The following is an 11,556-nucleotide window of genomic DNA, read 5'->3' on the forward strand; positions in this document are numbered from 1 at the left end:
AGCGGGAACCGGCACACAGGCGCCATCGTTCCTCACTTTTCGGGGGCAAAACCGCACACTCTCCTCTACGATCCTCGCCCCCGAGACCAAGACACCATCGATCCTAAGCCACTTTCTCAACAACTTGGACTACTTGGTCAGCTCCCTGCGCAGCCTCTCCTCATCCACCCGCCAGAAGGTGTGCTGCGCTCCGTCCACCAGCACGACAGGGATCTGCTCCCAGTACTGGTCGTGCAGTGCGGGGTCCCGGGAGATGTCCTTCCCTTCCCAGGGCACCCCCAGATCGGCACACACCCTCTCGACGACCGCCTGCGCGTCGTCACAGAGGTGACAGCCGGGCTTGCGGATCAGGGTGACGAGCCGGTCCTGCGGCGGCCGGGCGGCCGTACGGCGAAAGAGGGCACTCATACACACCATTGTCCCGCCGCGTCACGCTCCGGCCCCCCGCTCGTTCATCACCACAGTGCGGACCGCCGCGCTCCCCGACCGTTCACCCCCTTTACCCCGCTCGACTCCGGAAGGACCGAACAAACTGGCTATGCTCACCGTCATGGCCGCTCTCGGATGGCTCACCCCCCGCAGACGCTCCGCCACCGCGCGCAGCGTGCTCGCCGGCGAGGCCTCGGCGGAGGCCGCCCGCAAGTCCTCGCAGGACGTCTCCGGCGAGGAACTTCCGTTCCCGGTCCCCGGCGACGACCGGGCCGCCGCCTTCTTCGACCTGGACAACACCGTCATGCAGGGCGCGGCGATCTTCCATTTCGGCCGCGGCCTGTACAAGCGGAAGTTCTTCGAGACCCGCGACCTGGCCCGCTTCGCCTGGCAGCAGGCGTGGTTCCGGCTGGCCGGCATCGAGGACCCCGAGCACATGCAGGAGGCCCGCGACTCCGCGCTGTCGATCGTGCGGGGCCACCGCGTGGCCGAGCTCCAGACCATCGGCGAGGAGATCTACGACGAGTACATGGCCGAGCGGATCTGGCCGGGCACACGCGCGCTCGCGCAGGCCCATCTGGACGCGGGCCAGAGGGTGTGGCTGGTCACGGCCGCGCCGGTGGAGATCGCCACGGTCATCGCCCGCCGCCTCGGCCTGACCGGCGCGCTCGGCACGGTCGCCGAGTCGGTGGACGGCGTCTACACGGGCCGGCTCGTCGGTGAACCCCTGCACGGCCCGGCGAAGGCGGAGGCGGTGCGCGCGCTCGCCGCGGCGGAGGGCCTGGACCTGTCGCGCTGCGCGGCCTACAGCGACTCGCACAACGACATCCCGATGCTGTCGCTGGTCGGTCACCCCTACGCCATCAATCCGGACTCCAAGCTGCGCAAGCACGCCCGCCGGCTGGACTGGCGGCTGCGCGACTACCGCACGGGCCGCAAGGCGGCCAAGGTCGGCATCCCGGCGGCGGCCGGTGTCGGCGCGGTGGCGGGCGGCACGGCGGCGGCGATCGCCCTGCACCGCCGTCGGCGCTAGCGGAGCGCGACCGGGGCAGTGGCGGGCCGCAACGCCCGGACACGCACCGACCGCATCACGATTCAACCGGCTCCCCCCCGCCCCCCTCCTGTCCAGTCCCCTTGCCTGTACACGGCCACAACCCGCGCGGGACACAACCCGAATACGAACCTTTTCGATCAGCAACTGATCACCTTGCGACACCTGATCGAACGGTAATCGCCCAGGGGCGCAACGTAATCGATGTTTTGGGCAACTGGGCGTAGCAGCGTCTGTACGAAGCGTTATTCTCCTCAGACGCATTCCGGTACCCAACCGTCGCTACGACGGGTGAATGGTCCCGCACTGCACGTGATGGAAGCTCTGCCTCTGGGAGTCCCGTGTACCCACACGTCGGGGTTGACGCCTCGGGCCTGGCTACGCTGCGCGCAACGGTCCAGGACCTGTTGCGCGGCTTCGTCCCCACCGCGTACGCCGTCCCCGCCCTTGCCGTAGCCACCGCACCCGCCGGCCCGTGCTACGCACTTGCCGACGCCACCGCCACCGTCGCCAGACGGGGGCGCCCGACCGGCGCCACCACTGTCCGCCGCCCCGCCGCGGACAGCGACAGCGCCCGCATGATGGATCTCGTCGAGCGTGCCCAGGCCGGCGAAGCCGAAGCCTTCGGCCGTCTCTACGACCAGTACAGCGACACCGTGTACCGCTACATCTACTACCGCGTGGGCAGCAAGGCCACCGCCGAGGACCTGACCAGCGAGACCTTCCTGCGCGCCCTGCGCAGGATCGGCACGTTCACCTGGCAGGGCCGCGACTTCGGCGCCTGGCTCGTGACCATCGCCCGCAACCTGGTCGCCGACCACTTCAAGTCCTCCCGCTTCCGGCTGGAGGTCACCACCGGCGAGATGCTCGACGCCAACGAGGTGGAGCGCTCGCCCGAGGACTCCGTACTGGAGTCCTTGTCCAACGCCTCACTGCTCGAAGCGGTACGACGACTCAACCCGCAGCAGCAGGAGTGCGTGACGCTCCGGTTCCTGCAAGGGCTGTCCGTCGCCGAGACCGCCCGGGTGATGGGCAAGAACGAAGGCGCCATCAAGACACTCCAGTACCGGGCCGTCCGGACGCTCGCCAGACTCCTGCCCGACGACGCACGCTGAACAACACGTTGCGCACAGTCAAATCACGTTGCGTCAAAGGTCGTTGACTTCTCGGCGGGATCACCTGTAGTCCGTAACCCAAGTGGCGAGCCACTCGTTGTGCGGGATACAGGCTCCCTGTGGTCACCCCTGGCCGACACCGATCACCCGATCGTGTGGAAGGGCTCAAGGAGTGCAACCCTCAGGACCCCCTGGGGAGTCGACCGTCCTGACGAGAGGAGGTGCCGCCAGTGATCGCGAACGTATCGGCGCACCGGCGGGCGAGCGCCTTCGCCCAGGCCCTGGAGGAACAGTCCGAACGGGGTACGGCGGCCGAACAGTCCGAAGACCGGGCACCAGCGGAACCGGCAGCGGCCGAGCCGACGGAGCAGGGACGCATGGTGTCCCTCGCCGCCGACCTCGGCGCGCTGCCCAAACCCGAGCTCGATCCCGAGGTCAAGGTCGTCCAGCGAGCGCAGCTCGTGGCCGCGATGGAGGCCATGCTCCAGGGGGGCGAGGCGGCGGACCCTCCGGTGCCCGGGCAGCGCTCCTCCCGGGCACGGGGCGTTCGCCGGGCGGCCCCGCTGAACAAGCTCCGGCCCCGGTCCCGGCTGGCCAAGGGCCTGACCGCGGGTGGACTGAGCGTGGGTGTGGTGGCGAGCGCCTTCGGCGGAGTCGCCACTGCCAGCTCCGACGCCCTCCCCGGTGACTCCCTCTACGGGCTGAAGCGCGGCATCGAGGACTTCAAGCTCGGCCTCGCCGGAGACGACGCCGAGCGCGGCCGTGCCCACCTCGACCAGGCCTCCACCCGGCTCAACGAGGCGCGTCGGCTCCTGGACCGGGGCCGCGGCGGACACCTCGACCACGAATCCGTCGCCGAAATCCGCCGCACCCTGTCCGGCATGCGCGACGACGCCACCGAGGGCCATCGTCTGCTCTCCGCGGCGTACAAGCACGACCCGGACTCCATCGGCCCCATCCAGGCCCTGTCGTCCTTCTCGCAGTCCCAGCGCAAGACCTGGGGCGCCATCCGCGACAAGCTGCCCGTGCAGCTCGGCGATGTCGGCGAGCAGGTGACCTCGGTCTTCGACGCCATAAACAAGGACGTCGAGCCGCTTCAGTCCCTCCTCCCGCGGCCCCCGGCCCGCAGTGGCGCAGACGAGCGGCCGGGCACCGGGTCGGCGTCCGCCGGGTGCGCCGCACCGGGCGAGGCGGCCGCAGCCGGCACGGTCGGCGACACGGACTCCAGCGGCGACCCCGGCGCATCGGCCGACGCCCACGAGACCGACGGACTGCTCGGCGGCGGCACCGGCGGACTGCTGAACCCGCCGCAGGACCTGACGCCCTCCCCGTCCACGGAAAACCCGCCCGCCGGCGAACCGGACGTCACGCTCCCGCCCCTCCTCCCGGGACTGCTGCCCGGCCTCGACATCGACAGCGAGGACGACGAGTAGGCGTACGCGTATACGGCGATGGGTGCCCTCCGGACGGAGGGCACCCATCGCCGTATACGCCGGGCCCCGGCCCGTGCGACGCGGAATCCGGCCTAGAAGAACACCGAGCGGCGCTGCACCAGCAGCTTGTACAGGGTGTGCTGGATCTGTTCCCTGACCTGGTCGGTCAGGTTGAACATCAGCATCGGGTCCTCGGCCGCCTCCGGCGGATACCCGTCCGTCGGGATCGGCTCGCCGAACTGGATCGTCCACTTCGTCGGCAGCGGCACCGCACCCAGCGGACCGAGCCACGGGAACGTCGGCGTCACCGGGAAGTATGGGATGCCCAGCACCCGTGCCAGCGTCCGGGCGTTGCCGATCATCGGATAGATCTCCTCCGCGCCGACGATCGAGCACGGCACGATGGGCACGCCCCGCCGGAGCGCCGTGGAGACGAAACCGCCCCGGCCGAAACGCTGCAGCTTGTAGCGCTCGCTGAAGGGCTTGCCGATGCCCTTGAAACCCTCGGGCATCACCCCGACCAGCTCGCCGTCCCCCAGCAGCCGTTCGGCGTCCTCGGTGCACGCGAGGGTGTGACCGAGCTTGCGGGCGAGCTCGTTGACCACCGGCAGCATGAACACCAGGTCCGCCGCGAGCAGCCGCAGATGACGGCCGGCCGGGTGATTGTCGTGCACGGCGACCTGCAACATCAGGCCGTCCAGCGGGAGCGTCCCGGAGTGGTTGGCGACGAGCAGCGCGCCGCCCTCGGACGGGATGTTCTCGATGCCCTTCACGTCCACCCGGAAGTACTTCTCGTACAGCGGGCGCAGCAGGGACATCAGTACCTGGTCGGTGAGTTCGGCGTCGTAGCCGAAGTCGTCGACCTCGTACTCGCCCGTCAGACGGCGCCGCAGGAAGGCGAGGCCACCGGCGATGCGGCGCTCCAGGCCGCCGCCCAGGGTGCCGGAGGTACCGGAGGTGCCCATGGTGTCCGCTTCCGGGTGCTGGGGCGCCTCCTGCGGCTGTCCCTCGGAGTTCACCGGGTCCTCCTCCTGCGCGGGAGGGTCCCCGGCGGGCAGCGGCTGGACCTCCCGGACCGGGACGGGCTCCCCGTCCTTGCGCCGGGCGCCCGAGCCCCGGCGCCGCGCCGGGCGCTGTGCGGCGCTGCCGCGGGACCGGTCGTCGTCGAACGGAATGACCTTGGCGTCCGCCATCGTGCTGCGCTCCTCAGTTGGCGCTCTGCGTCGGGAGGTGACCGCCGCCCGGGAGGGGCAGCGCGGCGATGCGGTCGACGGCCGCGGTGACCTTCTCCGGCGGGAGCAGGCCGGGACCGTGGCCGCGGGCGAAGTCCGCGAACGTTTCGGCGGTGGTGTGTTTCGGCCGGAACCCCAGCGTCTCGCGCATCTGGTGGGTCGCCACCACTCGTCCGTGGGTGAGCAGCCTGATCTGTTCGGGTGAGAAGTCCGTCATGCCGAGCGTACGCACCAGGGAGCCCGTCCAGGTGACCGCGGGAAGCAGCAGCGGCACGGTGGGCCGTCCCATGCGCCGGGCACACTGCGACAGCAGCAGGACGCCGTCACCGGCGATGTTGAAGGTGCCGCTGTTGAGGGTGGAGCGCGCCGGTTCGTGCGAGGCGATCCGCAGCACCTCGATGACATCGTCCTCGTGCACGAACTGCAGCCGCGGGTCGTAGCCCAGCACCGTCGGCAGGACCGGCAGCGCGAAGTACGACGCGAGTGGTGTCTCCGTCGCCGGCCCGAGGATGTTCGCGAACCGCAGCACGCACACGGCGACGTCGGGCCGACGACGCGCGAAACCCCGCACGTAGCCCTCCACCTCCACGGCGTCCTTGGCGAAACCGCCGCTCGGCAGGGACTTGGGCGGTGTCGTCTCGGTGAAGACGGCCGGGTCCCGGGGCGCGGAGCCGTAGACGTTCGTACTGGACTTCACGACGAGCCGCCGCACCGCCGGGGACTTCTGGCACGCGCCGAGCAGCTGCATCGTGCCGATGACGTTGGTCTCCTTCACCGACGCCCGGCTGCCGCCGCCCAGCGGGGTGCCCGTGACGTCCAGATGGACGACCGTGTCGGCGCCCGTCTCGGCGAGCACCCGCGCGATGGTGGGCTGCCGGATGTCGGCCTGCACGAAGTCCGCGCCGCCCAGATGATGCTCGGGCGGGACCGCGTCCACGGCCACGACCCGCTCCACATCCGGGTCACGCTGGATCCGTCGTACGAAGCGGCCGCCCAGCTGACGGGCCACCCCGGTCACGAGCACGACCTTTCCCAAGATCAGCGCCTTCCTTCCGCCTCGCCGTCACACCACCCGACACTCGTAGCCTGCCGCGTTCCCCGCGTCACGGCCAACCTAGCCGCTCGGTGTCGCTCCGTCGCGATCTCACGGTGCCGGACGCGACGCGTCGGCGCGAAGTCACCGCCGCGCCCCGGTGGTACGGCACACCGCGGTCGTCTCCGTGCCGCTGCCGTAGGCCGGACGGGTACCCGCGTCGTGCGTGCGTACGAACACGGTTCGCCGGGGCGGCACATGCGCGTGGCCCCCCACCGATGCGGTGGGGGGCCACGGCTACGCCTCTGCGGCGTCCGGGTCGCCTGCCTGAGCGGCGACCGGCGTCACTACTTCTTGTTGCGACGCTGGACGCGCGTGCGCTTGAGCAGCTTGCGGTGCTTCTTCTTCGCCATCCGCTTGCGCCGCTTCTTGATAACAGAGCCCACGACTAACCCTCGCTCACTTCTCATCACTCGGTAGTTGGGCGCCATGGGCCCACACGACCTACGAGGGGCTAGCCTACCCGCCTGAGCGCCGAGGTCGTAATCGAGGTGACGGGAGAGACCCGAAACCGCCCTGAGGGCCTCCCCCGCGGACCTCCGTCAGGCCGTTTCCACCCCCACGTAGCTCTCGCGGAGGTACTCGTGAACCGCTTGCTCCGGGACGCGGAAGGACCGCCCCACCCGGATCGCGGGCAGATGACCACTGTGCACCAGGCGGTACACGGTCATCTTCGACACTCGCATCACCGAGGCGACTTCCGCCACGGTAAGGAACTGAACCTCGTTCAGAGGCCTCTCGCCAGCTGCAGCCATGACACACCCGAACCTTCCGCACTCGACGGCCACCGGCTTCCCCTTCCGGTGACTCTTCGTCGCTGCGTGCTCACTCCCCAATGTAGGGGCGTGTGATGCGAGTGGGGAAGAGGTGCTTGCGTCGGCGGACTACTGTGACAGACAGGCGCGATTGAGTACGTAGCGGACGAGCGGGCGGTAGTGGCCGGACCGTACGCCGTCGTCAAGCGGAACGACCACCGACACCGACCCCTCGGCCTGTCCGACGAACGGCGCCGGGTCGTCCACGTCGGCCGGGCCGATCGCCTCGAACCCCAGCTGACCTGCCCCGCAGACCCACCCGTGATCGCCGATCACCAGCTCGGGCAACGGCCCGCCGGCGTCGGCCGCGGCGGCCAGCGCGAGGCGAACCGGCAGCGGCGAGTGGGTGTGCGCGCCGGTCTCACCACCGGGGCGTGCGCTGCCGGGCTCGCGCACCAGCGCGACCCCGCGGACATAGTCCAGCCGGTGGGTACGTAGACCGAACCGGGTCGTTATGTCGACAGAGCGACCCTGCGCCGGGGTGAGGACAGTACATCCCGCCGCCGACAGGGCGTCTGCGAGAGCACCGTAGAAACCGAGCAGCCGATGCGGGTGCCCGGTGCCCAGCAGCACGGGGGCGGCGCGGCGGGCGGCTGCCGCGAGGCGGTCGGCGAAAGCGTCCAGGGCGGCCAGCGTCCGCTCCGGATCGATCACGTCCTGACCTGAAGTATGGCGCGGATCGGCCGAAACACCGCACCTCTCCGCCATCAGTTCGAGCAGGTCCCGCTGTCCCCACGACCGCTCGGGATCGATTCCGATCCGCACCCGCGGGTCACCTGCCGCGAACAGCCGGTACCTCCGCAGGCTGGCCTCCCGCGAGGTCGCCACGACCCCGGCGAGCCGGGCGGTCAGCAGATGTTCCCGCAGGGAGGAAGGGGTGAGCACGGAAGCGATGGTGACGGACGGGAACCCCGACCAGCGCGGAAACCGGCAAACACACCACGGATGGCGTAGCGCCGTGCCGCCTGCGGGCAGTCGAACCGCTGGGCGACACGGGTCCTCGCCCGAGCGGAGCCGGGAGGCGGGCGCGGGCCGCACCGCACCCCCCGCGCGGGCTCAGGGCAGCAGCCCCCGCAGCGGGAACGCCGCCCGCCGAGTCGCCAGCACCGCCTGGTCCAGACGGTCCGCCGGGTCGTAACCGGACTCCCACCGCCCGAAGGACACCGGCCACCGCCCGTCCGTCATCCGTCCCGGGCCCAACTGCCGCGTCTTCGCGAACACTTCCCGCCGCCAGCTCTCCGGGATCACCGTGGTGGGCTCCACCGGCCGCCCCGCCGCGATCGCGACGAGATGCGTCCACGACCGCGGTACGACGTCCACCACCGCATACCCCCCGCCGCCCAGCGCGACCCACCGCCCGTCGGCGTGCTCGTGCGCCAGGTCGTGACAGGCCGCCTGCACGGCACGCTGCGCGTCCAGCGACACCGCCAGGTGCGCCAGCGGATCCTCGAAGTGCGTGTCGGCCCCGTGCTGCGTCACCAGCACCTGCGGACGGAAGCCGGCCAGCAGCTCCGGGACCACCCCGTGGAACGCCCGCAGCCACCCGGCGTCGCCGGTCCCGGCCGGCAGCGCGACGTTCACGGCCGACCCCTCCGCCGCGTCGGCGCCCGTCTCCTCGGGCCAGCCGGTCTGCGGGAACAGCGTCGCCGGATGCTCGTGCAGCGAGATCGTCAGCACCCGGGGGTCCTCCCAGAACGCCGCCTGCACCCCGTCCCCGTGGTGTACGTCGACATCGACGTACGCGACCCGCTCCGCGCCCAGCTCCAGCAGCCGGGCGATGGCGAGCGCCGCGTCGTTGTAGACGCAGAAGCCGGACGCGGACCCCGGCATCGCGTGGTGCAGGCCGCCCGCGAAGTTCACGGCGTGCGACGCCTCACCGTGCCACACCGCCTCCGCCGCCCCCACCGACTGCCCCGCGATCAGCGCCGACACCTCATGCATCCCCGCGAAGGCGGGATCGTCCATCGTGCCGAGCCCGTACGACTGGTCGGCCGCGGCCGGGTCCAGGGACGCCGCCCGCACCGCGTCGATGTAGTCCTCCCGGTGGACGAGCCGCAGCGTCGACTCCCCCGCCGGCTTGGCAGCGACCACGTCCAGCTCTCGGTCGAGCCCGAAGGCGTCGACCAGCCGCCGGGTCAGGGCGAGCCGGACCGGGTCCATCGGATGGCCCGGACCGAAGTCATAGCCCGTTACTGCCTCGTCCCACATCAGTCGCGCGCGGCCGCTCATGCTTGCCACCGTATCGGTCCGGCGGAGCGGCGAAGGAGCGGGCGTACACGAGCGTCACCAGCACCAACACCATCGGTACGAGCATCGCCCCGCGGTAGCTCCACAGGTCCCCGAGAGTCCCGACCAGCGGGGAACCGATCAGGAACCCCACGTAGTTGAAGACATTGAGCCGCGCCACGGCCGCGTCGGAGGCTCCCGGCCCGTGCCGCTCGGCGGCCAGCCGTCCGGCCGCCGCGAAGGTCTGCGGCACCAGCACGCACAGCCCGAGCCCGAGCATCGTGAACCCGAGCATCCCCACCCACGTCCCCGGCGCCACCGCCACGATCCCGAACCCGCCGGCCGCCAGCACCGCCCCGGCCCGTACGACCGCCACCGCCCCGAACCGCCGCACCCCGGCGTCCCCGACCGACCGCCCCAGCAGCGTCGTGACCATGTACACGTTGTACGGCACCGTCGCCAGCTGCTCGGAACTCCCCACCACGTCTTGGAGGTACTTCGCGCTCCAGTTGGAGACGGTGGAGTCCCCGATGTACGCGAACGTCATCACCAGACACAGCGGCAGCAGCAGCCCGAACCCGACGCGGGTCCCGCCCGCGCCCCGGCCCGCCGTCACCTCGCTCGACGCGTCGCCCCCGCCGTCGACGTACCACCGGCTCCCGGCCAGCACGGCCGGCAGCAGCACCAGCACCGCCGGCAGGTACGACGCCCACAGCGCGAGGTCCCCGCGCGCCCCGGCCCAGGCGAGCGAGGCCCCGACGATCCCGCCGAGGCTGTACACCGCGTGGAAGCCGAGCATGATGCTCCGCCCGTACGCCCGCTGAAGTCGCACCCCGAGCATGTTCATCGAGGCGTCCAGCGCACCGACGGCGAGTCCGAAGACAGCGAGCGAGATCCCCAGCCCGGCCATCCCCCGCCCGCCGCCGACACCGAGCAGCGCCAGCAGCACCACGGGCTGGGACCAGCGCAGCACACGACTGGGCGGCACGCGCTTCACCACCCGCTCGGTCGTCACACTGCCCACACCGGCGAGGATCGGCACCGCGGCCAGGAACAGGGGCAGCAGCGCGTCGGAGACGCCGTACCGCTCCTGGACGGCGGGGATACGCGTCACGAGCAGCGCGAAGGCCGCACCCTGCGCGAGGAAGGCGAACGCCAGCGAGGCCCTGCCGTGCCGCAGCGCATCAGTCATGGCGGCGAGCGTAGGTCCCACGGCTACCGCCCGGTAGATCGGGCCGCCCAGAAGATCGCCGCTCCGTCCCCTGAACGTCCGCTCACTCCAGCATCCGCGGCAGTTCCCCCATGTCGGAGAACAGCCGCGTGGCGTCCGTCAGCCGCTCGGCGGGCGTCATCGCGGTGTACCCGTACACGTCCATCCCGGCGGCGACCGCCGCCCGCACACCCAGCGGACTGTCCTCGACGACGGCACACCGCTCGGGCGCCACGCCCATCCGTCCGGCCGCGAACAGGAAGAGATCGGGCGCCGGCTTGCCCCGCCCCACGTCCTGCGAACTGAAGATCCGCGCGTCCTCGAACCACCGGTCGATCCCGGTCGTACGATGCCCCACCCGAATCCGCTCATGGCTCCCGGAAGAGGCCACGCAGTACGGCACACCGTCCGCCGCCAGACCCGCCAGGACGTCGACCACCCCGGCGACCGGCTTCAGCTCCCGCTCGAACGCCGTGAACACCCGACGGTGGAACACGTCGTCGAAGTCCGCCGGCAGCCGCTGCCCGGTGCGCTCGTGCACGAGGTCGTGGACGCGGTGCATGGCGGAACCCATGTAGTCGCGGAGGGAATCCTCGTAGGACGTGGGGTGCCCGAGCTCGGTGAGGTGGGCGGCCAGGAGCCGGTTGGATATGGGTTCGCTGTCGACGAGAACGCCGTCGTTGTCGAAGATGACGAGGTCGTAGCGCATGCCCCGACCCTAAGGCCGCCCGGACCCGCCCGGTCGTGCCCGGTCGGCGCTACGGCGCTCGGCCCGCGCGTTCCCCTACCGGCAGGTGCTGCTGGGTAATAGAAAAAGGCCCACACCATAAGGTGTGGGCCTTTTCATCAAGAATTGATCGGCGGTGTCCTACTCTCCCACAGGGTCCCCCCTGCAGTACCATCGGCGCTGTAAGGCTTAGCTTCCGGGTTCGGAATGTAACCGGGCGTTTCC

12 protein-coding genes and 1 rRNA gene are annotated in these 11,556 nt (G+C 71.0%); 3 read left to right on the forward strand and 10 right to left on the reverse strand.

From position 1 onward, the window contains the following. Positions 1 to 129: 129 nt before the first annotated feature. Entirely contained in the window at positions 130 to 408 is a 279-nt protein-coding gene (locus ABZ354_RS23715) for a glutaredoxin family protein (RefSeq protein ID WP_358659833.1), read from the reverse strand. 142 nt (positions 409 to 550) lie between these two features. Here ABZ354_RS23715 and ABZ354_RS23720 point away from each other — a divergent pair, with 142 nt between their 5' ends. From ABZ354_RS23720 to ABZ354_RS23730, 3 genes are all read left to right on the forward strand, one after another. Then, the gene (locus tag ABZ354_RS23720; RefSeq protein ID WP_358659835.1) at positions 551 to 1,462 is read left to right on the forward strand and encodes an HAD-IB family hydrolase; all 912 of its coding nucleotides are present in this window, start codon (positions 551 to 553) and stop codon (positions 1,460 to 1,462) included. 359 nt (positions 1,463 to 1,821) lie between these two features. After that, positions 1,822 to 2,595: an ECF subfamily RNA polymerase sigma factor, BldN family gene (locus ABZ354_RS23725; protein ID WP_358659837.1), complete on the forward strand. Its 774-nt coding sequence runs from the start codon at positions 1,822 to 1,824 to the stop codon at positions 2,593 to 2,595. Between the two features lie 230 nt (positions 2,596 to 2,825). After that, positions 2,826 to 4,028: a DUF5667 domain-containing protein gene (locus tag ABZ354_RS23730; RefSeq protein WP_358659839.1), complete on the forward strand. Its 1,203-nt coding sequence runs from the start codon at positions 2,826 to 2,828 to the stop codon at positions 4,026 to 4,028. A 92-nt stretch (positions 4,029 to 4,120) separates the two neighbouring features. Here ABZ354_RS23730 and ABZ354_RS23735 read toward each other — a convergent pair whose 3' ends face one another. The 9 genes from ABZ354_RS23735 to rrf form a co-directional block, all read right to left on the reverse strand. Beyond that, a complete protein-coding gene (locus tag ABZ354_RS23735; RefSeq protein ID WP_358659841.1) occupies positions 4,121 to 5,221 on the reverse strand; it encodes a lysophospholipid acyltransferase family protein in 1,101 nt (366 codons plus the stop codon). Positions 5,222 to 5,234: 13 nt separating this feature from the next. Then, a complete protein-coding gene (locus tag ABZ354_RS23740; RefSeq protein ID WP_358659843.1) occupies positions 5,235 to 6,296 on the reverse strand; it encodes an NAD-dependent epimerase/dehydratase family protein in 1,062 nt (353 codons plus the stop codon). A 344-nt stretch (positions 6,297 to 6,640) separates the two neighbouring features. Further along, a complete protein-coding gene (locus tag ABZ354_RS23745; RefSeq protein ID WP_003948845.1) occupies positions 6,641 to 6,739 on the reverse strand; it encodes an AURKAIP1/COX24 domain-containing protein in 99 nt (32 codons plus the stop codon). A gap of 156 nt (positions 6,740 to 6,895) precedes the next feature. Next, complete coding sequence (locus ABZ354_RS23750) at positions 6,896 to 7,108, reverse strand: helix-turn-helix domain-containing protein (RefSeq protein ID WP_004984898.1); 213 nt, start codon at positions 7,106 to 7,108, stop codon at positions 6,896 to 6,898. A gap of 129 nt (positions 7,109 to 7,237) precedes the next feature. Beyond that, on the reverse strand, positions 7,238 to 8,053 hold the full coding sequence (locus ABZ354_RS23755; protein ID WP_358659845.1) for a phosphatase: 816 nt from the start codon (positions 8,051 to 8,053) through the stop codon (positions 7,238 to 7,240). A gap of 171 nt (positions 8,054 to 8,224) precedes the next feature. After that, positions 8,225 to 9,397 (reverse strand): acetoin utilization protein AcuC, encoded by a 1,173-nt coding sequence (locus ABZ354_RS23760; RefSeq protein ID WP_358659847.1) that lies wholly within the window; start codon positions 9,395 to 9,397, stop codon positions 8,225 to 8,227. Next, positions 9,348 to 10,586 (reverse strand): MFS transporter, encoded by a 1,239-nt coding sequence (locus tag ABZ354_RS23765; protein ID WP_358659849.1) that lies wholly within the window; start codon positions 10,584 to 10,586, stop codon positions 9,348 to 9,350. Before ABZ354_RS23765 ends, ABZ354_RS23760 begins: the two co-directional genes overlap by 50 nt. An 82-nt stretch (positions 10,587 to 10,668) precedes the next feature. Beyond that, the gene (locus ABZ354_RS23770; RefSeq protein ID WP_358659851.1) at positions 10,669 to 11,313 is read right to left on the reverse strand and encodes an HAD family hydrolase; all 645 of its coding nucleotides are present in this window, start codon (positions 11,311 to 11,313) and stop codon (positions 10,669 to 10,671) included. A 146-nt stretch (positions 11,314 to 11,459) separates the two neighbouring features. Further along, positions 11,460 to 11,556 (reverse strand): 5S ribosomal RNA (gene rrf, locus ABZ354_RS23775); the annotation flags it as partial.

Origin of the sequence: Streptomyces sp. NPDC005925, from assembly GCF_040638805.1 — a bacterium.
GTDB lineage: Bacteria > Actinomycetota > Actinomycetes > Streptomycetales > Streptomycetaceae > Streptomyces.

What these genes read in the sequence shown, in the direction of transcription:
- ABZ354_RS23765 (WP_358659849.1), bottom strand. Translation starts at nt 10,586, where the DNA reads ATGACTGATGCGCTGCGGCACGGCAGGGCCTCGCTGGCGTTCGCCTTC.
- ABZ354_RS23735 (WP_358659841.1), bottom strand. Translation starts at nt 5,221, where the DNA reads ATGGCGGACGCCAAGGTCATTCCGTTCGACGACGACCGGTCCCGCGGC.
- ABZ354_RS23770 (WP_358659851.1), bottom strand. Translation starts at nt 11,313, where the DNA reads ATGCGCTACGACCTCGTCATCTTCGACAACGACGGCGTTCTCGTCGAC.
- ABZ354_RS23720 (WP_358659835.1), top strand. Translation starts at nt 551, where the DNA reads ATGGCCGCTCTCGGATGGCTCACCCCCCGCAGACGCTCCGCCACCGCG.
- ABZ354_RS23715 (WP_358659833.1), bottom strand. Translation starts at nt 408, where the DNA reads ATGAGTGCCCTCTTTCGCCGTACGGCCGCCCGGCCGCCGCAGGACCGG.
- ABZ354_RS23750 (WP_004984898.1), bottom strand. Translation starts at nt 7,108, where the DNA reads ATGGCTGCAGCTGGCGAGAGGCCTCTGAACGAGGTTCAGTTCCTTACC.
- ABZ354_RS23760 (WP_358659847.1), bottom strand. Translation starts at nt 9,397, where the DNA reads ATGAGCGGCCGCGCGCGACTGATGTGGGACGAGGCAGTAACGGGCTAT.